General features: G+C 56.2%; 17 protein-coding genes. 14 read left to right on the top strand and 3 right to left on the bottom strand.

Annotated features, from left to right (window positions below; translation table 11 throughout):
• Nucleotides 1–162 precede the first annotated feature (162 nt).
• Nucleotides 163–483 carry a type II toxin-antitoxin system RelE/ParE family toxin gene (locus MT962_RS18225; RefSeq protein ID WP_235146954.1) on the top strand — a complete coding sequence of 107 codons (321 nt, stop codon included), beginning with the start codon at nt 163–165 and terminating at the stop codon, nt 481–483.
• Nucleotides 480–776: a helix-turn-helix transcriptional regulator gene (locus MT962_RS18220; RefSeq protein ID WP_024559443.1), complete on the top strand. Its 297-nt coding sequence runs from the start codon at nt 480–482 to the stop codon at nt 774–776. The genes MT962_RS18225 and MT962_RS18220 overlap by 4 nt, the downstream gene beginning before the upstream one ends.
• A 3-nt stretch (nt 777–779) precedes the next feature.
• On the opposite strand, the gene yegD is transcribed toward MT962_RS18220, so the two are convergent.
• On the bottom strand, nt 780–2,132 hold the full coding sequence (gene yegD, locus MT962_RS18215; protein WP_024559442.1) for a molecular chaperone: 1,353 nt from the start codon (nt 2,130–2,132) through the stop codon (nt 780–782).
• A gap of 133 nt (nt 2,133–2,265) precedes the next feature.
• On the opposite strand from yegD, the gene alkA reads away from it, so the two are divergent.
• Nucleotides 2,266–3,126, top strand: coding sequence for a DNA-3-methyladenine glycosylase 2 (gene alkA, locus MT962_RS18210; protein ID WP_247366174.1), 861 nt, complete (start codon nt 2,266–2,268; stop codon nt 3,124–3,126).
• Here alkA and MT962_RS18205 read toward each other — a convergent pair.
• The gene (locus MT962_RS18205; protein ID WP_229701874.1) at nt 3,108–6,440 is read right to left on the bottom strand and encodes a diguanylate cyclase; all 3,333 of its coding nucleotides are present in this window, start codon (nt 6,438–6,440) and stop codon (nt 3,108–3,110) included. The genes alkA and MT962_RS18205 overlap by 19 nt on opposite strands.
• A gap of 322 nt (nt 6,441–6,762) precedes the next feature.
• Here MT962_RS18205 and udk point away from each other — a divergent pair, with 322 nt between their 5' ends.
• From udk to asmA, 3 genes are all read left to right on the top strand, one after another.
• Nucleotides 6,763–7,404: a uridine kinase gene (gene udk / locus MT962_RS18200; RefSeq protein WP_024559524.1), complete on the top strand. Its 642-nt coding sequence runs from the start codon at nt 6,763–6,765 to the stop codon at nt 7,402–7,404.
• Nucleotides 7,405–7,488: 84 nt separating this feature from the next.
• On the top strand, nt 7,489–8,070 hold the full coding sequence (dcd, locus tag MT962_RS18195; RefSeq protein WP_024555765.1) for a dCTP deaminase: 582 nt from the start codon (nt 7,489–7,491) through the stop codon (nt 8,068–8,070).
• A 29-nt stretch (nt 8,071–8,099) separates the two neighbouring features.
• Complete coding sequence (gene asmA, locus MT962_RS18190; RefSeq protein WP_024561261.1) at nt 8,100–9,944, top strand: outer membrane assembly protein AsmA; 1,845 nt, start codon at nt 8,100–8,102, stop codon at nt 9,942–9,944.
• 37 nt (nt 9,945–9,981) lie between these two features.
• On the opposite strand, the gene MT962_RS18185 is transcribed toward asmA, so the two are convergent.
• A complete protein-coding gene (locus tag MT962_RS18185; RefSeq protein WP_247366173.1) occupies nt 9,982–11,559 on the bottom strand; it encodes a TerC family protein in 1,578 nt (525 codons plus the stop codon).
• A 308-nt stretch (nt 11,560–11,867) separates the two neighbouring features.
• On the opposite strand from MT962_RS18185, the gene MT962_RS18180 reads away from it, so the two are divergent.
• The 8 genes from MT962_RS18180 to wcaD all read left to right on the top strand — a co-directional run bounded on the left by MT962_RS18180 (nt 11,868) and on the right by wcaD (nt 19,958).
• Nucleotides 11,868–12,032, top strand: a complete 165-nt coding sequence (locus MT962_RS18180) for a hypothetical protein (RefSeq protein ID WP_154663415.1) — start codon at nt 11,868–11,870, stop codon at nt 12,030–12,032.
• Between the two features lie 248 nt (nt 12,033–12,280).
• Complete coding sequence (locus MT962_RS18175; protein ID WP_034881860.1) at nt 12,281–13,420, top strand: polysaccharide export protein; 1,140 nt, start codon at nt 12,281–12,283, stop codon at nt 13,418–13,420.
• 6 nt (nt 13,421–13,426) lie between these two features.
• On the top strand, nt 13,427–13,870 hold the full coding sequence (gene wzb / locus MT962_RS18170) for a low molecular weight protein-tyrosine-phosphatase Wzb (RefSeq protein WP_024561259.1): 444 nt from the start codon (nt 13,427–13,429) through the stop codon (nt 13,868–13,870).
• A 2-nt stretch (nt 13,871–13,872) separates the two neighbouring features.
• Entirely contained in the window at nt 13,873–16,035 is a 2,163-nt protein-coding gene (wzc, locus tag MT962_RS18165; protein ID WP_247366172.1) for a tyrosine-protein kinase Wzc, read from the top strand.
• Nucleotides 16,036–16,212: 177 nt separating this feature from the next.
• Complete coding sequence (gene wcaA, locus MT962_RS18160; protein WP_024555770.1) at nt 16,213–17,058, top strand: colanic acid biosynthesis glycosyltransferase WcaA; 846 nt, start codon at nt 16,213–16,215, stop codon at nt 17,056–17,058.
• A 2-nt stretch (nt 17,059–17,060) separates the two neighbouring features.
• Complete coding sequence (wcaB, locus tag MT962_RS18155; RefSeq protein WP_024555771.1) at nt 17,061–17,549, top strand: colanic acid biosynthesis acetyltransferase WcaB; 489 nt, start codon at nt 17,061–17,063, stop codon at nt 17,547–17,549.
• Nucleotides 17,546–18,763 carry a colanic acid biosynthesis glycosyltransferase WcaC gene (gene wcaC / locus MT962_RS18150; protein ID WP_247366171.1) on the top strand — a complete coding sequence of 406 codons (1,218 nt, stop codon included), beginning with the start codon at nt 17,546–17,548 and terminating at the stop codon, nt 18,761–18,763. Before wcaB ends, wcaC begins: the two co-directional genes overlap by 4 nt.
• Nucleotides 18,738–19,958, top strand: coding sequence for a colanic acid polymerase WcaD (gene wcaD / locus MT962_RS18145; protein ID WP_024555773.1), 1,221 nt, complete (start codon nt 18,738–18,740; stop codon nt 19,956–19,958). The genes wcaC and wcaD overlap by 26 nt, the downstream gene beginning before the upstream one ends.
• Nucleotides 19,959–19,960: the final 2 nt, after the last annotated feature.

Here is a 19,960-nt window from a genome sequence, read left to right as displayed (position 1 = left end):
GATAAGTCTGAATGGCGCGGGTTGCGGGAAATACCTCGCAAAGTTATGCCGACAGGCTCGTGGTGATGGTTATCCGCGCTTAAAGTGTGGTTTATCGATAAAATATAAACTACAATTTATGGAGCAGGCATGACATGGACTGTGCTTTTTAGCCCTGAATTTATGCAGTGGTATCAGCAGCAACGCCCTGAGTTGCAGGATAAAGCTATTGCGGAACTGGCGAAGCTTGAACAGTATGGTCCCCTGTTAGGCCGCCCCTGGACCGACCGGGTAAAAGGTTCGGCTTTTGTGAATATGAAAGAGTTGCGTTTTCTTTTTTCAGGCGCGCCTTATCGACTGTTTTATGCATTCGACCCGCAGCGTCGGGCTGTGGTTTTGTGCGGTGGCGATAAATCGAATCAGAAGCGTTTTTACGAGACCTGCATTCGTCTTGCCGACGAGGCGTTTTCGCGCCATCTGCTTTCAGTGGAGAAAACAAAATGAAAACATTGCAGGATGTCATCGCGCAAATGCCGCCAGAACGGCGCAAGCGGGTAAAAAAGATGGCGGAAGAAAGCGTGCTGGAGGTTGAACTTCAACGGCTGCGTGAAACACTTGCTATCTCTCAGCAGCAGGTTGCGGAAATCATGGGCGTGACTCAGCCTGCGATCGCGGCCCTGGAGCAACGCGGCGTGGATATCAAACTCATTACGCTCAAACGCTATATTGAGGCGCTGGGCGGCAAACTTTCGCTTAAAGTGGAAATGAACGGGGAAACGTCGACGTTTCCCCTTTAAGCCTTAGCCAAACACCACCTGCGCCCAACGCGCGAGCCCGGCGGTAACCGAGCCGAAGTCGTCGCCGCCCATGATGGGAATGCCGGGCAACTGCTGCGCCAGCGCCGTTTTAATCAGCGGAGAACGGGCGCTGCCGCCGGTGAGATAAATCACATCCGGACGCTCGCGGTTCTCCTCCAGCGCCAGGGAAACCTGCTCAAGAATGCGCTGCAACGGCTGGGCAAGCGCAGCCTCCAGCGCTTCCTGGGTGATATCGGTTTGCAGCGCCTCGGCGATAAACGGCAGCATCGCGCGGGTCTCGCGGGCGCCGGAAAGGGCGATTTTGCTCTCTTCCGCCGCGCGCACCAGCCGGTAGCTCAGACGCTGACGCCAGACTTTTTGCAGCCGCGCCACCTTTTCGCTTTCCCGCGCGTCGCGCGCCAGGTCCGCCAGCAGGCGACCATTGGCTGCGCTGTAAAAATCGCTCTGCGCCGGGACGTCGTTAATCGCGCAGGCGTTCCACCAGGGCAGCGCCGGCAGGGCGGTGCCTTTTTCCGTCAGGCCGCCAAGCCCCAGCAGCGGCATGAGCTGTTTGAACGCCAGCGCGATATCAAGATCGTTGCCGCCCACGCGACAGCCGCTGTGGCCAAGCAGGCTCGCCTCGCGGTCGCGGCGTCCACGCCACTGCGGCCCCATCAGCAGTAAAGAGCAGTCGGTGGTGCCGCCGCCGATATCCACGACCAGCACGCGCTTCTCTTCTTTGAGCGTCGCTTCGAAATCAAGCCCGGCCGCCACCGGTTCAAACTGGAACACGACATCGCGAAAGCCTGCGCGTTTCGCCGCGCGCTCCAGAATGCCCTGCGCCTGCGCGTTCGCTTCATCGCCGCCGAGCCCCTGGAAGTTAACCGGGCGGCCAATTACCGCCTGGTCTATCGCTTCCTGCGTCTGAGTTTGCGCCGTGTCGCGGATGTGCAGCATCATGGAGCAGACCAGGTCTTCAAACAGCGCCACCTGCTGCGGCTTCAGGCCGCTTGCGCCGAGGAAGGATTTCGGCGACTTGACGAACCAGACCTCTTCCGGGTCGACCATATAGTGCCCAAGCGCGTTCAGGCCAAACAGCACGCTGCCTGGCGTCACCTCAATATCTTCTTCGCGGTTGTAAGCGATGGCGCGTCTTAATAGCGCCTGCGTCTCTTTTTCCTGCGCGGCGACGCCGTGGTGGCGATAAAGCCATTCGCTGACGGCTTCGCGCGTCGGCGCGCTTATCATGGAAGGCAGAAGCGGCGAGCCGTTTTCCAGCGTCAGCAGCTGCGGCGAGCCCTCGCGCATCACCGCTACCGAACAGTTGGCGGTGCCGTAGTCAAAACCAATAAACATCGTTATCCCCATGCCGGTGAAGAAGGGGGGCGACTTTAGCCGAATGCGGCCTGCCGGGCAAACAGAATATGTGGGCAAGGCGAAAAGCGCGATTACCCATTATGCTAAGGAAATCATTAACAAAGGAGACGCCATGATAATCCTTAGCTATCAGCCGCCCTATGACTGGACGTGGATGTTCGCTTTTCTGGGTGACCGCGCCGTTGAAGGCGTAGAAACCGTCACGCCCGAGCGCTACCGCCGCACGCTCGCGATGGAAGGGCATCACGGATGGCTGACGCTGACGCCGCGTGCGGAAAATCATCATCTGGAGGTGGAGATAAGCGAAGGGTTGCAGCCTGTCGTCGATAAGGTGGTTGAACGCGTGCGTCGGCTGCTGGATCTGGATATGAACCCGGCTATCGTTCACCAGACGCTGGGCGAATTGGCAAGCAACCGCCCCGGCCTGCGGTTGCCGGGCTGCATGGATGTGTTTGAGCAGGGCGTACGCGCCATTCTCGGTCAACTGGTCAGCGTCAAGCAGGCGGCGCGGCTGACCGGCAAAGTGGTGGCGGCGTATGGCGCGCCGCTGGATGCGCAGGGAGAATGGCGGCTTTTTCCCACCGCCGCACAGCTGGCGCTGGCCGACCCGCTGGTGCTGAAGACGCTGGGGATGCCGCTTAAGCGCGCCGAGGCGCTTATTCATCTGGCCCGCGAATGCGAAGCGGGGCGCTTCCCCCTGACGCGGCCGACGGATGTAGAGCATGGGATGAAAGCGCTCATGCAAATGCCCGGCATAGGCCGCTGGACGGCGAACTATTTCGCACTGCGCGGCTGGCAGGCGCCGGATGTTTTTCTGGCTGACGACTACGCCATCAAACAGCGCTTCGCCGGTATGACGCCTGCGCAAATTCGCCGTTATGCGCTGCGCTGGCAGCCGTGGCGCTCCTACGCGCTGCTGCATATCTGGTTTAGTTACGGCTGGCGGCCTGACGATCAGTTGATGGCGAAATAGCTGCTGTTGAGCAGCAGGCTGAGCGGCTGCCCTGGCGCCAGGGCGTCACCGTAAACCATGTCGACGCCGATGCCCGCCAGCGTCTCCATCATGACCGGATGGGCCACGGGGCCGGCGATGCAGGCGACCTTGAGCCGCCGCGCGTGGCCCAGCACGATGGTAGCCAGCATTTCGTCCATCAGATTGGTATGGACGTTCATCACCACTTCCGGATCGAGCATGACATAATCCGCAACGGCGCGGCTGATGTGGTTAAAGACCTCCAGGTCGCGGCCGACATGGCTCAGGATGATATGGCAACCCGCCTGGCGCAGCCTGTCAAGCTGGCGGCTGGTCATGAGCGGATCTTTTTCAAACGCGTCGCTATTGATGACCAGATGCAGCAGGCGAGGCGGGAAGGGACCGGCGTCGAGCAAATCCAGCAGTTCATCAACCAGACGCGGGCCGGTTATTCCCGCGGAGAGCGGCAGCGCGACGCCAAAGCCTTTGCGCGCCGCGTCGGCGGCGTGCTCGTTAAAGAAGTCGTGCAGTACGCGGCGATCGAGCGCATGCAACAGTTCCGTTTCGTTGATGGTGGAACGAAACGCCTGCTCTTCCACTACCGTGCCTTCGCTGGTCCACAGTCGGACTGAGAGCAGCAAAAAGCTGGTGCTTTCCGGTATGCGGGGCGATGCGACAGGGCGCGCGACTAACGCCATCGGGTTCTCTTTTATCATGCGCCACTGTTCATCGAGCGGCAGCGCTTCGCGGCTTTGCTGTAGCCGTTGCTGTTGCGGCTCATACAGCGTCACTACGCCGCGACCGTTATTTTTTGAGGCGTAGCAGGCAATATCCGCCTGCGACATCACTTCAGAGGCCTGATTATTGCTGGCGTCAATCATGGTAATCCCGGCGCTGGCGCCGATACGGTGCAGCCGGCCTTCCCAGATAAAATGGTAATCATTGACGGCGGCAATCAGGCGCTCGGAAATGGTGCGGGCGTTATCCACGCTGCAATCAGGCAACAGCAGGCCGAATTCATCGCCGCCAAGGCGCGCCAGCACATCGGTGGTGCGCAGCATGCCAAGCATCATTGAGGCAAGCTCGCGCAGCAGCGCGTCGCCCGCCGCGTGGCCGGCGGTATCATTAACCGCTTTAAAGCGATCGAGATCGATAAACACCAGCGCGTGACGCTGATGGTTGTCATTTACGCTTTGCAACAAGCGCTTGAGGTGGTTTTCAAAGCTGACGCGGTTGGAGAGATGAGTCAGGGCGTCATGCGAGGCGTTATAGCTGAGCTGGCGCAGCATTTTGCGCGATTCAGTGACGTCATGGATAACCATTACCGAGCCGATATTCTGCCCGTCGAGCGTGCTGAGCGGCGTGATGGTGTAGTGGATGTCGTAAGCGCCGCCGCTGCGGCAGTGTAAAACGATATCCTGTTCAATGGCGCTGGTGCGGGATGAGTCGCCGCTGTGGATGTTATCAAGCAGCGGGCCGTTATCCCCCACCGTAATGCGCAGCACGTTTGCGAGCGGCTGACCCAACGCCTGCTCCTGCGTCCAGCCGCTCATTTTTTCCGCCACCGGATTCATGAAGGTGACGTTCAGCTCCTGATCGGCGCAGATAACCCCCTCGCCAATGGAGTCGAGCGTAATGTGCAAACGCTCTTTTTCCTGAAACAACGCTTCGTTAAGCTGTTTTACTTCGGTCATGTCCATGTTGATGCCAAGCAGGCGTTCCACTTCGCCGTTTTTATTCAGCACGCGGTTGGCCAGGGCGCGGATATGACGAATACGGCCCTGAACCTGAATGCGAAATTCAAGCTTAAAGGGAATGCGGTTGCGCAGCGCTTCCTGAACGGTCTTCTCCGCAAGCGGCCTGTCTTCTTTAATGAGCCGTTCACGCCAGAGCTGCCAGGTCGGTTTGACATGCAGCGGCACGTCATAAAGCTCAAACATCCGTTTGTCCCAGGTAATCACGTCAGGACCCAGTTCCCACTCCCAGATGCCGATGCCGCCCGCTTCGTTGGCAAGGGTAATGCGCTCCATCAGACGCTTATTAACCCACTCGGTATGCTTGAGATCGGTAATATCCTCCACCTGGGCGATGAAGTAGAGCGGCGAGCCGTCGGTGTGGCGCACGACCGAAACCGCCAGCAGCGCCCAGACGATATCCCCATTGCTGGTGTAATACCGTTTTTCCAGAGAATAATTATTGATAATGCCCTGCGTGAGCTTGTCGAGTTGTTCGAGGTCGCCGTGCAAATCTTCCGGGTAGGTCAGCTGTTGAAAGGTCAGCGAGCGCAGTTGCTCCGGGGTGTAGCCGAGAAAACGGCACAGCGCTTTGTTGACTTGCAGCCACTGACCGTCTGTCGAGACCAGCGCCATGCCGATAGCGGAATACTCCATGGCGTTGCGAAAACGCGCTTCGCTTTCAGAAATATGCTTACGCTCTTCGCGAAAAGCGTACATCACCATCGTCATGATATTAGCTGGTAGCAAAATCATCAAAAAGGGCAACCAGGGCGCATTCGCCATCGCATTAGGCTTCGGCAACTGCACCAGCTCTGGTTGGGAGGCGAGCATAAAGGAAACCGCCATTACCGTTGCGAGAAAAACGACGAAGGCCTCCAGGCGCGGCAGCCGGAGAGCGCTCCACATCAGCAGCACGATAACGATGGTAAAAGGCCAGGGGAGATAATGCAGCGCGAACCAGCTCAGGAAAAGCGTAGCGGCGAGCGTGCCCAGCGTTTCCAGCAACAGGCGCGGGTCGCGATGGCGCAATAAATAGTGCGATTTATAAAGTAGCCCCAGCGGCACCAGCGACAGCGCGCCGATAGCTTCAGAAAGCACCCAGACGCAAAAGCTGCGCAGCGGGTCGGCCGGGTGAGTAAAGGCGAGTAACAGCAGGCCGCCGAGAAGCGGAGGAATAAGCGCGCTGCCAAGCGCCAGCCGCAGCCAGTTATTAAGATTCTGCAGCGGGTTGTAATAAGGCAGTAACTTTCGCAGCAAAACCGCGCCGACCAGCGCTTCGAACAGGTTAATAAAGGTATACCCCAGCAAGACATGCTGGACGGAAAAAAGCGCGATGGTCGCCGCTATGCTGCCGAGCGAACAGGCGACGGCGATGCCGGGCCACAGCCGCAGCGGGTGGCGATAAAACGCCACAATCATTAAGGACGTGGGAAACCACAGCGGCGCCAGCATCGTGCCGAGCAGCGTCAGCTCCAGCGAAAATAGCGTAAAAATAAAGGAAAGCAGCCCAAGCGTCAGGCAGCGCAACAGGGGCTGTGGCGTAGCAACTAAAGCGCGCTTATTCTTTTTATTGGTCATTACCGCATAATCCGCAAAAGCATTGCCGTCAGGAGCAAGGCCCGGACGCATCTTAAAAAGAGTTTTCGGTATGCTAGTACAAACAATTTACAATTCCTATGGCGCACGATCAGAAATTGCCTTTCCGCCGTCATAATTATTTCGTAGAGATTTATCTGCGCCTGCGACTTTTGGCTTATTGTTTTTTCAGCAGATTTTATGGCGCACCCAGACGCGATTAAGCTCTTGCTGGTATCACCACAGGGAAATCCCTATAATTGCGGCGTTTGACGCCCCCCGCGTCTCCCTTCCTTAACAATTAAGTAAACCAGGTCGCTAATTTATGACTGACAAGTCCCATCAATGCGTCATTATCGGTATCGCCGGCGCATCGGCTTCAGGTAAGAGTTTAATCGCCAGTACGCTCTATCGGGAGTTACGTGAACAGGTAGGTGATGAACACATTGGTGTAATTCCGGAAGACAGCTATTACAAAGATCAAAGTCATCTGTCGATGGAAGAAAGGGTTAAAACCAACTACGACCATCCAAGCGCGATGGACCACAATCTGCTGTTTCAACATCTGCAAATGCTGAAGGCGGGCAAGCCCATCGAGCTGCCGGTGTACAGCTATGTTGAACACACCCGCATGAAAGAAACCGTTCATATCGAGCCGAAAAAGGTCATTATTCTGGAAGGGATCCTGCTGTTGACCGACGCGCGCCTGCGTGAAGAGATGAACTTCTCTATTTTCGTCGATACGCCGCTTGATATCTGCCTGATGCGCCGCATCAAGCGCGACGTGAATGAGCGCGGCCGCTCAATGGACTCGGTGATGGCGCAGTATCAGAAAACGGTGCGCCCGATGTTCCTGCAGTTCATCGACCCTTCCAAACAGTATGCCGATATCATCGTGCCGCGCGGCGGAAAAAACCGCATCGCGATTGATATCCTGAAGGCTAAAATCAGCCAGTTTTTTGAATAACGCAGATTTTGCGTGTAACGTTCAAAGAGTTACCTCCGCTCCCGGCCTGCAGGCCGGGACAACAGCACAACAGGAGAGCGTGCGATGCGTCTTTGTGACCGAGATATTGAAGCCTGGCTTGATGAAGGCCGTTTGTCGATCACCCCGCGTCCACCGGTGGAGCGCATCAACGGCGCGACCGTGGATGTGCGCCTCGGCAATAAATTCCGTACTTTTAGCGGCCATACCGCCGCGTATATCGATCTCAGCGGACCGAAGGATGAAGTCAGCGCCGCGCTCGATCGCGTTATGAGCGACGAGATAGTTCTTAACGACGGCGAGGCGTTTTTCCTGCATCCGGGCGAACTGGCGCTGGCGGTAACGCTTGAATCCGTCACGCTGCCTGCAGATTTAGTCGGCTGGCTTGACGGGCGCTCATCGCTGGCGCGCCTGGGGTTGATGGTCCATGTGACCGCGCACCGAATCGACCCGGGCTGGCAGGGCTGCATCGTGCTTGAGTTTTATAACTCCGGCAAGCTGCCGCTGGCGCTGCGCCCCGGCATGGTTATCGGTGCGCTCAGCTTCGAGCCGCTTTCAGGCCCCGCCGCGCGGCCTTATAACCGCCGTCAGGATGCTAAATATCGCGATCAGCAGGGTGCGGTCGCCAGTCGAATTGATAAAGACTGAGCCTGTCGGCACAGTCAACTGAGGATGACATGAGACGACTTCTGACCGCGCTGATGATTCTGCTGGTGGTCTTTTTCGCCGGCCTTTCCGCGCTTGTTCTGCTGGTCAATCCTAACGATTTTCGCGCGTATATGGTTCGCCAGGTCGAGGCGCGCAGCGGCTATCAGCTCAAGCTCGACGGCCCGTTGCGCTGGCATGTATGGCCGCAGTTGAGCATTCTGTCCGGCCGCATGAGTCTTACCGCGCCGGGCGCGAGCGTGCCGATGGTGAGCGCCGACAATATGCGCCTTGACGTAGCGCTCCTGCCGCTGTTCTCGCATCGCTTAGAGGTGCGCCAGGTGATGCTGAAAGGCGCCGTGGTGCAACTGACTCCGCAAAGCGAAGAGCGCCACCCGCAAGGGGCGCCGGTTGGGCCGAAAGGCGGCGTGGCGCCGCAGGAAAGCGAGCGCGGCTGGTCGTTTGATATCTCTCGTCTGAAAGTGGCCGACAGCCTGCTGGTGTTCCAGCATGAAAACGATGAGCAGGTCACGGTGCGTAACCTTAACCTGCAAATGGAGCAGGATGAGAAAGATCAGGCGCAGCTTGAAATGAGCGCCAGGGTGAATCGCGATCAGCGCGATTTAACCTTCTCGCTAACGGCGCATCTGAACGCGGCGGACTATCCTCAGCGGCTGCTCGCCTCGGTTTCGCAGTTCAGCTGGCAGCTTCAGGGTGCCGATTTGCCGCGCCAGGGGATAAACGGCCAGGCGACGCTGCAGGCGCAGTGGCAGGAAGCGTCAAAAACCCTCTCTTTCTCGCAGCTTAATCTTAAAGCGAACGACAGCGCGCTGACAGGGCAGGGGAGCGTAGTGCTGGCGGATAAGCCGCAGTGGACGCTTGATTTGCAGTCTGATCGGCTTAATTTCGAAAACCTGCTGGTCTCTGACGCCGCCACCGATTCAGCCGCGCCCCAGCAGGGGCAGCAGCAGGCTTCGCTGCCGCGCCCTGTCGTCGCAAGCGAGGTGGAGGAAGCGCAGTATCATGAGCTGCGCGGTTTTACCGCCAGGGCCAATCTTCACGCCCGCGTAGTGCGCTGGCGCGGGCTCGAATTCACCAACGTTGGCGCCCAGCTTGCCAATGACGCGGGAATGTTGACGATTTCGCAACTGGAAGGCCATCTCGGCGACGGCAAACTTTCGCTGCCGGGCAGCCTGGACGCGCGAAACGACGAGCCGCACGCCGCGTTCAAAGCGCAGTTAGAGAACATTGAAGTCGGCTCGATTCTTAAAGCCTTTGATTACCCCATTGCGCTGACCGGCAAGCTTTCCCTGAATGGCGAGTTTGAAGGCGACAGAATTGATGCCAGAGCCTTCCGCGAGCGCTGGGTCGGCGACGCTTCCGTGATGATGAGTCACTCCCGGCTTGAAGGCATGAACTTCCAGCAGCTTATTCAGCAGGCGGTGGCCCGCAGCAACGGCGACGTAAAAGCGCAGCAGGATTACGATAACGCCACCACTCTTGAGCAGTTCAGCGCGGCGGCGACGCTGGATAACGGCGAGCTGACGCTTAACGATATGCAGGGGCGCTCGTCTTTGCTGACGCTTACGGGCGAAGGGGCGCTGGACCTGGTTCGCGAGCAGTGCGATACGCGCTTTAAGGTGCTGGTCAGCGGCGGCTGGCAGGGCAATGACAAGCTGATCGCCTGGCTGAAAGAGACGCCGGTGCCGCTGCGGGTTTACGGCCCCTGGCAGAAACTTAACTACAACCTTGAAGTTGACGACCTGCTGCGTAAGCGGCTGCAGGAAGAGGCTAAGCGTCGGCTGAACGGCTGGGTGGAACGCCATCAGGACAGCAGCAAAAGCAAGGATTTGAAGAAGCTGCTTGATAAACTCTGATAAAAAAACCGGGAGCCTGTCTCCCGGTTTTTCTTTTCTACATGTCGTAATTATGCTCCGGCTGCGCCAGCGGCGTGATATGCACCTTCTGCACCCGGTGGTTTTCTACCTGCACGGTTTTCAGCCGGTAGTCGCCCACCTGCACCTCTTCGCCTTCCTGCGGAACGCGCTGCAGGTATTCCATTATCAACCCGGCAAGCGTGTGGTAATCGCGCTTCTCCTCCAGCGGCAGCGGCACGTACTGGATAAGATCCTCCAGCGGCATGTGGCCGTTCGCCGTCCAGCTGCCGTCCGGGTTTTTCTGGATGTCGTGCCGATCGTCCAGGGTATCGACTTCATTTGGCAGGTTGCCGGCGATGGTTTCCATAACGTCGCTCAGCGTGACAACCCCCTGCACCGAGCCAAATTCGTCCACCACAAAAGCGAAGTGAGTACGCGCATTGCGAAACTGCTCCAGCGCCTGCAACAGCGGCAAGTACTCCGGAAAGACCAGCGGCTGGCGAATCAACGCGCGCAGGTCGAGCCGTTGTCCGTGTAGCGCCTGTTGCAGCAGGTCAATAATATGCACCACCCCCAGCAGGTCTTCCTCGCCGCCGGTCACGACCACGCGGGTATGCTGGTTTTTATCCAGCAAGGCGCGCACCTGCTCTTCGGGCGCGCTGAGGTCGATATGCTCAATATCGTGACGCGGCGTCATAATGCTGCCGACGCGCCGCTGGTTGAGGTGCAGCACGCGCGCAATCATCCGCCGCTCCTGCGGGTCGAACACCGGGGTGTTGTCATAATCGGCGATCAGGGATGAGGTGTGCGGGTCCAGATCCGCTTCCTCTTTATTGCCGCTCAACAGACGAAGCACCGCTTCCGCCGTACGCTGGCGCAGGTTCTGGCTGGTGGCGGAAAGAAAGCGGCGGCGGTTAAAGATAGCAAGCTGGTTCAGCGCCTCGATAATTATCGAGAAGCCGATAGCGGCATAGAGGTAGCCTTTCGGAATGTGGTAGCCAAAGCCTTCGGCAATCAGGCTAAAGCCTATCATCAGCAAAAAGCTCAGGCAGAGGATAACTATCGTCGGGTGGCTGTTTACAAAGCGGGTAAGCGCCTTGCTGGCGAGCATCATCAGCGAGATGGCGATAACGACCGCCGCCATCATCACCGCAAGCTTATCCACCATGCCGACGGCGGTAATCACCGAATCCAGCGAGAAGATAGCGTCGAGAATGACGATTTGCGTAACCACCGCCCAGAATTTCGCGCCGCGCCGCTGCGTGGTTCCCTGCGCGTCTTTCCCCTCCAGCCTTTCGTTGAGCTCTACCGTCGCCTTAAACAGTAAGAAAAGCCCGCCGACGAGCATTATCAGGTCGCGGGCGCTAAACGCGTGGCTGTAAAGCGTAAAAAGCGGCGTTGTGAGCGTCACCAGCCAGGAGATAGAGGCGAGCAGCAGCAGCCGCATCCCCATTGCAAGCAGCAGGCCGGTGATACGGGCGCGGTCGCGCTGAGCGGGGGGAAGTTTCTCGGCGAGGATGGCGATAAACACCAGATTATCAATACCGAGCACCAACTCGAGGACAATCAGCGTCACGAGCCCGGCCCAGATTGACGGATCGGCAATCCATTCCATAAAGGGTTATTTACCTGTGTTGTCTACAAATGTCTTTGATGATCATGGTTAAAGGCGTCCTGAAAAGCAATCACTACTGAGATTTATCTTATTATTTCGGGACGGCTGATTGTTTTGTCATTATTTAATCACTGATATGCCATGAACCCTTCATTATTATTTCATAGCGCTTTCTGATGGCTCCTTTTTTTTAAGAATTTCCGCATGTAGCACTTCATTAAATATTGGGGCTTTAATTTATCAATGCCATTTCGTCAAGATGAAGAAAATCCTAAAACCAGAGGGGTATTTACCGGGATTTTCTTAAAATGAATCGTTCCCGTCCGCATGCCTTGCCTGAAAGAGCAGGAACTGCAAAACTAACTTTCGATATTCATCAACGCCGCGCCGGCTATTCTTTTTCCGCACGCTTTGCGGGGCCGGATACTGCTGTTTTGCTGATGGTATTAATAAATAAGATTATTCTGGTTTAACTCATACTCTCTAAATTATCTGCGTTATTTCAGTGGGTTGGTTGCTGTAAGCCAAGGGCGGTAGCATGCCCGCGCCCGGAGATGAGCCGATAATTTTTCTGTCAACGATATGCGGTTTAATAAGCAATTTTAGGACTGATTCTGTTTATTAACTTCGCCCGCAGGCATCACTATTGCGGGCAGTGAAAAACAGGGTTGCTTATTTAAAACATCCTGGATAATAACTTTGCCTAAGTGATAAATATTCAATGATGAGATCCAGACTGAAACTGATGCCTTTATTGGTGTCTGTAACCTTGCTAGGTGGTTGCACCGTCTTTCCCGGTAGTAATATGTCCACAATGGGCAAAGATGTGATCAAACAACAGGATGCAGACTTTGACCTTGACCGGATGGTAAATGTTTATCCTCTTACGCCAAGGCTGGTTGAGCAATTAAGACCCCGGCCCAATGTCGCGCAGCCCAATATGTCATTGGATCAGGAAATCTCTAATTATCAGTATCGGGTAGGGCCGGGCGATGTGCTTAACGTCACCGTCTGGGATCACCCTGAACTGACCACGCCAGCGGGGCAGTACCGCAGCTCCAGCGACACCGGCAACTGGGTGCAGCCCGACGGCTCCATGTTCTACCCCTATATCGGTCGCGTCCATGTCGCGGGTAAAACCCTTTCGGAAATTCGTAGTGATATTACCGGCCGTTTAGCGCAATACATCGCTGACCCGCAGGTGGACGTTAATATCGCCGCGTTCCGTTCGCAAAAAGCCTATGTATCAGGCCAGGTGCAGAAGTCGGGGCAGCAGGCTATCACCAACGTGCCGCTTACCGTTCTGGATGCGATCAACGCCGCAGGCGGTCTGACCGAAGACGCCGACTGGCGCAACGTCGTGCTTACCCATAACGGACGTGAAAACCGCATTTCTCTGCAGGCGCTGATGCAAAACGGCGATCTCAGCCAGAACCGCCTGCTTTATCCGGGCGATATCCTCTTCGTGCCGCGTAATGACGATCTCAAAGTGTTCGTCATGGGTGAAGTGAAGAAACAGAGCACGCTCAAGATGGACTTCAGCGGCATGACGCTGACCGAAGCGCTCGGCCAGGCGGAGGGCATCGACCTCAATACCTCCAACGCCAGCGGCATCTTCGTTATTCGTCCGCTCAAAGGCGAAGGGCAGCGCAACGGCAAGATTGCCAACATCTACCAGCTGGATATGTCGGATGCCACCTCGCTTGTGATGGCGACCGAGTTCCGCCTGCAGCCGTACGACGTGGTTTACGTCACAACCGCGCCGGTGGCCCGCTGGAACCGCCTTATCAACCAACTGCTGCCGACCATCAGTGGTGTTCGTTATATGACGGATACGGCAAGCGACGTTCACAACTGGTAACGGCCTATGTTTAACAAAATTCTTGTGGTGTGCGTGGGGAACATTTGCCGTTCCCCCACAGCGGAGCGCTTGCTTAAGCGCTACCAGCCGGAACTGACCGTCCACTCAGCGGGCCTTGGCGCGCTGGTGGGAAAGCCGGCCGATGCCAATGCGGTGAGCGTGGCGCAGGCTAACGATCTGTCGCTTGACGGGCATAGCGCCCGTCAGCTTACCGCTCAGATGTGCCGTGAATACGATCTGATCCTGACGATGGAGCGGCGGCATATTCATTCGCTGTGCGACATCGCGCCGGAAATGCGCGGCAAGGTCATGCTGTTTGGCCACTGGGATGGCGAGAGCGAAATTCCGGACCCTTACCGTAAAAGCCGCGAAGCGTTTGAAGCGGTCTATTCACTTCTCGATCGGTCGGCCCGTAAGTGGGCGCAGGCACTGAATACGCAGCAGGGATAACGATGACAGAGAAAGTAAGACATTCTGCCGCCTCGTCTGAGGGCAGTGACGAAATTGATATCGGGCGCCTTATCGGCACGGTGATTGAAGCGAAGTGGTGGGTGCTTGGCATCACCGCGCTGTTCGGCCTGCTGGCGCTTATCTATGTTTTATTCGCCACGCCTATTTACAGCGCCGACGCGCTGGTGCAGATAGAACAGGATGCCGGCAACTCGCTGGTGCAGGATATCAATAGCGCGTTGACCAACAAGCCGCCCGCATCCGATGCGGAAATTCAGCTGATCCAGTCGCGCCTGGTGCTCGGCAAAACGGTGGACGATCTTGACCTTGATATCGCGGTTGAGAAAAACACCTTTCCCGTCTTCGGCGCCGGTTGGGATCGCCTGACAGGGCATGCCAATGACACGGTGAAGGTGACGACCTTCAACCTGCCAAAAGGCATGGCGCAGGATACGTTCACTCTGGAAGTGCTGGGGCCGCAGCAGTATCAGCTTACCAGCGATGCGGGCTTTAGCGCGCGCGGCACCGTAGGCCAGATGCTGTCCAAAGATGGCGTGCAGATGATGGTCAGCGCCATTCAGGCTGGCGAAGGCAGCGATTTTACCGTAACCAAATACTCCACGCTCGGCATGATTAATCAGCTGCAGGGCAACCTGACGGTGACGGAAAACGGTAAAGATACTGGCGTGCTGAGTCTGACCTTCACCGGCGAAGACCGCGATAAGATTCGCGACATTCTTAACAGCATTACCCGCAACTACCTTGAGCAGAACGTGCAGCGCAAGTCGGAAGAGGCGGCGAAGAGCCTGGCCTTCCTTGATAAACAGCTGCCGGAAGTGCGCGCGCGCCTGGATGATGCAGAGAACAAGCTTAACGCTTACCGCCAGGAAAAAGACTCGGTCGACCTGCCGCTTGAGGCCAAGTCGGTGCTGGATTCCATGGTTAACATTGACGCCCAGCTCAACGAGCTGACCTTTAAAGAGGCGGAAATCTCCAAGCTCTATACCAAGGCGCACCCGGCGTACCGCACGCTGCTGGAAAAACGTCAGGCGCTGGAAGATGAAAAAGCGAAGCTGAACAAGCGCGTGACCGCGATGCCGAAAACGCAGCAGGAGATTGTTCGCCTGACGCGTGATGTGGAATCGGGCCAGCAGGTTTACATGCAGCTGCTGAACAAACAGCAGGAGCTGAAAATTACCCAGGCGAGCACCGTGGGCGACGTGCGCATCGTCGACCCGGCTATCACCCAGCCGGGCATCGTGAAGCCGAAAAAAGCGCTGATAATCCTGGGCAGCCTGATTCTTGGCCTGCTGCTCTCGGTCGTGGTGGTGCTGCTGCGCTCGCTCTTTAACCGCGGCATTGAAAGCCCGCAGGCGCTGGAAGAGGCGGGTATCAATGTTTACGCCAGCATCCCGCTCTCTGAATGGCAAAAAGAGCGCGACAGCGTGAAAATCGTCAAAGGCGTTAAGCGTTACAAGCAAAGCCAACTGCTGGCGGTGGGCAACCCAACCGATCTGGCGGTTGAAGCGATCCGCAGCCTGCGCACCAGCCTGCACTTCGCCATGATGCAGGCGCGCAACAACGTGCTGATGCTGACCGGGGTAAGCCCTTCTATCGGTAAAACCTTCGTTTGCGCCAACCTGGCGGCGGTTATCAGTCAGACCAACAAGCGCGTGCTGCTCATCGACTGCGATATGCGCAAGGGATATACCCACGAGCTGCTCGGCACCACTAACGTCAACGGTCTTTCCGACGTGCTGGCAGGGCAGGGGGATATCTCCCGCTGCGCGCAGAAAACCTCTATCCCCGGCTTTGACCTGGTGCCGCGCGGGCAGATCCCGCCGAACCCGTCTGAACTGCTGATGAGCGAGCGTTTCGCTGAGCTGGTGAAGTGGGCGAGCAGCCAGTATGACATGGTGCTTATCGATACGCCGCCTATCCTCGCCGTCACCGACGCCGCCGTGGTGGGCCGCCATGCGGGCACCACGCTGATGGTGGCGCGCTACGCGGTCAACACCCTGAAAGAGGTGGAAACCAGCCTGAGCCGCTTCGAGCAGAACGGCATTCAGGTTAAAGGGGTGATTCTGAACTCCATTTTCCGCCGCGCGACCGGGTACCAGGATTACGGCTATTACGAGTACGAGTATAAGTCCGACCACAAATAACCCCCGATCGTCCCTGAACCCGCCCTCTCCCGCAAAGGGAGAGGGAAAAGCGCCTGCCCGGGAGAGGGGGAATACGACAAAGAGAACGCTTCTGGTTTTCCTCCCTGAGCGAAGCCGGAAGTCAAAGGTAGTCGCCGCTAACGTGCATAACTTCCATCTGCATTCGGAGAAACAACAATGACCCGCACAGCGCGCCCATTAATTTCCATTTATATGCCGACATGGAATCGCCAACAGCTGGCCATCCGCGCCATCAATTCGGTGCTGCGCCAGGACTATGAGCATTGGGAGATGATCATAGTTGATGACTGTTCGTCCTCTTATGAACAATTGCAAAGCTTCGTGGAGGGGCTGAACGACCCTCGCGTGCGTTATACCCGCAATGATTACAACTCCGGCGCCTGCGCGGTACGCAACCAGGCTATTTTGCAGGCGAAAGGGGAGTTTATTACCGGTATCGATGACGATGACGAGTGGATGCCGGATCGCCTTTCCACGTTTCTTGAGCATAAGCACCAGCTGGTCACTCATGCGTTTTTATACGCCAACGATTACCTGTGCGAAGGGCAGGTCTATTCGCAGCCAGCCAGCCTGCCGCTCTATCCCAAATCGCCCTGGTCGCTGAAGCTTTTCTTCAAGCGCAATATCGTCGGCAACCAAGTTTTTACCTACGCCTGGCGTTTTAAAAGCTGCCTGTTCGATACGGAGCTTGCCGCCGCGCAAGATTACGACATCTTCCTGCGCATGGTGGTGGAATACGGCGAACCGTGGAAAGTGGAAGAGGCGACGCAAATCTTGCACGTAAACCACGGCGAGATGCAGATAACCAAATCGGCGAAAAAGTTTGCCGGCTATTTTCACTTCTACCGTAAACACAAAGATAAATTCGACCGTGCGAGCAAAAAGTATCAGCTCTTCACGCTCTACCAGATCCGCAACAAACGCATGACCTGGCGCACGCTGCTGACGCTGCTCTCCGTTCGCAATACCAAGCGACTGGCTGACGGACTGCGGGGGAAATAATGCTGCTTGAGGATCTACGCGCCAACTCATGGAATCTTCGCCCCTGCTGCATGGTGACCGCCTATCGCGTGGCCCATTTCTGTTCAGTCTGGCGCAAGAAAAACGTACTGAACAACCTCTGGGCGGCGCCGGTACTGCTGCTTTACCGTTTTGTTACGGAATGCCTGTTTGGTTATGAAATTCAGGCGGCCGCCACCATCGGGCGCCGCTTCACCATCCATCACGGCTACGCGGTGGTGATTAACAAAAACGTGGTGGCGGGCGACGATTTCGTTATCCGTCACGGCGTAACCATTGGCAACCGCGGCGCCGAAAACCTCGCCTGTCCGGTTATCGGCAATAACGTCGAACTGGGGGCGAATGTCGTCATGATTGGCGATATCACCATCGGCAATAACGTGACCGTTGGCGCAGGCAGCGTGGTGCTGGACAGCGTGCCGGACAACGCGCTGGTGGTAGGCGAAAAAGCGCGGGTAAAGGTAATTAAATGAACATTCTGCAATTTAATGTTCGCCTCGCCGAGGGCGGGGCGGCGGGCGTGGCGCTGGATCTTCACCAGCGCGCGCTGCAAAAGGGACTGCGTTCTCGCTTTATCTACGGCTATGGCAAGGGCGGCAAAAAAAGCGTCAGCCATGACCGCTTCCCGCATGTTGAAAAACATACGCCGCGTTTAACGTCAGTCGCCAATATCGCGCTGTTTCGGCTTTTCAACCGCGACCTGTTCGGCAATCTCAACGGCCTTTATCGTCGTCTGACCCGTACCGAAGGACCAGTGGTGCTGCATTTTCATGTGCTGCACAGCTACTGGCTGAATCTGGAAGAGGTAGTGGATTTCTGCAAACGACTGAAAGCGCATAAAGCGGACGTCACGTTTGTCTGGACGCTGCATGACCACTGGAGCGTGACCGGCCGCTGTGCCTTTCTCGACGGCTGCGAAGGCTGGAAGAGCGGCTGTCGCAAATGTCCGACGCTCAGCAACTATCCGCCGGTAAAAATCGACCGCGCCCACAGCCTGGTGGAAGGCAAGCGCCAGCTCTTTCGTGACATGCTGGCCCTGGGCTGCCGCTTTATTTCGCCAAGCCAGCATGTGGCGGACGCGTTTAACGAACTCTACGGGGCAGGGCGTTGCCACATCATCAACAACGGCATCGACGTTGCCACCGAGGCGATTCTGGCGGAGCTGCCGCCGGTCCAGGCGGCGTCAGCCAGGCCGAAGATTGCCGTGGTGGCGCATGACCTGCGCTACGACGGAAAAACTAACCAGCGCCTGATGCGTGAACTGGTGGCGCTGGGGGATAAAGTGGAAGTGCATACCTTCGGCAAGTTTTCCCCCTTCGAAGGCGGCAACGTGATTAATCACGGCTTTCTGACTGACAAGCGCCAGCTGATGAGCGAGCTGAATCAAATGGACGCGCTGCTGTTTACCTCACGCGTGGATAACTACCCGCTCATTCTGTGCGAAGCGCTCTCTATTGGTGTGCCCGTTATCGCCACCCACAGCGACGCGGCCCGTGAAGTGCTGCATAAATCGGGCGGTAAAACCGTGGATGACGAGACCGCGCTGCGATTAGCGCAGCAGGGTAAGGCGCAAATCGCTCAGGCTGTCTTTAACGCCTCTCTTGAGGACTTTACCGCGCGCAGCCGGGCGGCATACAGCGGCGAACAGATGCTGGAGGAATATGTCTCGTTCTATCAGAGTCTGTAGCTATCTGCTGCTGCCGTTCATCTACCTCGTGGTGAACGTTAAGCTGCTGCAGCTCGGCGAAAGCTTCCCCATTACCGTTGTCACTTTCTTGCCGCTTATTTTGCTGCTGTACGTGGAAAAAATAAGCGTTAAGAAATTACTTATTGCACTGGGGATCGGGACCGGGCTGACGCTGTTTAACTTCGTTTTTGGTAAGTCGCTCGACGCCAGCAAGTATGTTACCTCGACGATGCTTTTTGTTTATATCGTCATCATTATTGGCATGACCTGGAGCATCCGCTTCAAAACCATCTCGCCGCGAAACTATCGTAAGATATTACGTTTATTTTACATCGTGGTGGGGATTATTGTGGCGCTCGCGGCGATGGAAATGGCTCAGATTATTCTCACTGGCGGCAGCAGCCTGATGGAGAATATTTCTAAATTTCTTATCTACAGCAATAGCTATGTACTGAATTTTATCAAGTTTGGCGGGCGGCGAACTACGGCGCTCTATTTTGAACCTGCCTTCTTCGCTCTGGCGTTAATCTCAATTTGGCTCAGTATCAAACAGTTTGGTATCAAAACACCGAAAACGGATGGTATGATTCTGTTGGGGATAATTTTATCCGGGTCGTTTTCAGGGGTAATGACGTTTATTCTCTTCTATCTGCTGGAATGGGCGTTTCAGTATCTCAACAAAAATGCGATCCGTAAAAAGTTGCCCCTGGCAATTATTTCACTGGCGGTGTTCATTGTCGGCGTTGTGTTTGCTTTTCCCTATATTGCGACGCGTCTCGGCGACCTCGGAACGGAAGGATCTTCCTCTTATTACCGAATTATCGGTCCGCTGGCGATGGTCGGGTATTCGCTGACAAACATCGATGGCGTTGTGCGTTTCGGTTCGCTTTATGAATATGTCGCATCATTCGGAATTTTTAACGGTGCGGACGTCGGTAAAACCATAGACAATGGGCTGTATCTGCTAATCATTTATTTTTCATGGTTCGCGGTTTTATTAACGTGCTGGTATATGTACCGGGTTGTGAAAATGATGCTTAACGCGTTTGGTAATAATCAGAATTTTCGCGTTCAGCTTTGGTTGTTCACGCCGGTATCGCTGTTCTTCACCGGTTCGATATTTAGCCCGGAATATGCGTTTTTAATAGTTTGTCCGTTTATTCTGCGTAAAGCGTTAAACATTACAGCTTCCTGATG

This window comes from Franconibacter sp. IITDAS19 (assembly GCF_023079515.1).
Classification (GTDB): Bacteria; Pseudomonadota; Gammaproteobacteria; order Enterobacterales; family Enterobacteriaceae; genus Franconibacter; species Franconibacter pulveris.
This window is presented reverse-complemented; position numbering and strand designations above follow the sequence as displayed.

Excerpts from the sequence above, each read along its gene's own strand:
- MT962_RS18175 (WP_034881860.1), top strand. The coding sequence starts at position 12,281 with ATGATGAGATCCAGACTGAAACTGATGCCTTTATTGGTGTCTGTAACC.
- wcaD (WP_024555773.1), top strand. The coding sequence starts at position 18,738 with ATGTCTCGTTCTATCAGAGTCTGTAGCTATCTGCTGCTGCCGTTCATC.
- MT962_RS18185 (WP_247366173.1), bottom strand. The coding sequence starts at position 11,559 with ATGGAATGGATTGCCGATCCGTCAATCTGGGCCGGGCTCGTGACGCTG.
- alkA (WP_247366174.1), top strand. The coding sequence starts at position 2,266 with ATGATAATCCTTAGCTATCAGCCGCCCTATGACTGGACGTGGATGTTC.
- wcaA (WP_024555770.1), top strand. The coding sequence starts at position 16,213 with ATGACCCGCACAGCGCGCCCATTAATTTCCATTTATATGCCGACATGG.
- asmA (WP_024561261.1), top strand. The coding sequence starts at position 8,100 with ATGAGACGACTTCTGACCGCGCTGATGATTCTGCTGGTGGTCTTTTTC.
- MT962_RS18205 (WP_229701874.1), bottom strand. The coding sequence starts at position 6,440 with ATGACCAATAAAAAGAATAAGCGCGCTTTAGTTGCTACGCCACAGCCC.
- wzc (WP_247366172.1), top strand. The coding sequence starts at position 13,873 with ATGACAGAGAAAGTAAGACATTCTGCCGCCTCGTCTGAGGGCAGTGAC.
- MT962_RS18225 (WP_235146954.1), top strand. The coding sequence starts at position 163 with ATGCAGTGGTATCAGCAGCAACGCCCTGAGTTGCAGGATAAAGCTATT.
- yegD (WP_024559442.1), bottom strand. The coding sequence starts at position 2,132 with ATGTTTATTGGTTTTGACTACGGCACCGCCAACTGTTCGGTAGCGGTG.
- udk (WP_024559524.1), top strand. The coding sequence starts at position 6,763 with ATGACTGACAAGTCCCATCAATGCGTCATTATCGGTATCGCCGGCGCA.
- MT962_RS18220 (WP_024559443.1), top strand. The coding sequence starts at position 480 with ATGAAAACATTGCAGGATGTCATCGCGCAAATGCCGCCAGAACGGCGC.
- wzb (WP_024561259.1), top strand. The coding sequence starts at position 13,427 with ATGTTTAACAAAATTCTTGTGGTGTGCGTGGGGAACATTTGCCGTTCC.
- MT962_RS18180 (WP_154663415.1), top strand. The coding sequence starts at position 11,868 with ATGAATCGTTCCCGTCCGCATGCCTTGCCTGAAAGAGCAGGAACTGCA.
- dcd (WP_024555765.1), top strand. The coding sequence starts at position 7,489 with ATGCGTCTTTGTGACCGAGATATTGAAGCCTGGCTTGATGAAGGCCGT.
- wcaC (WP_247366171.1), top strand. The coding sequence starts at position 17,546 with ATGAACATTCTGCAATTTAATGTTCGCCTCGCCGAGGGCGGGGCGGCG.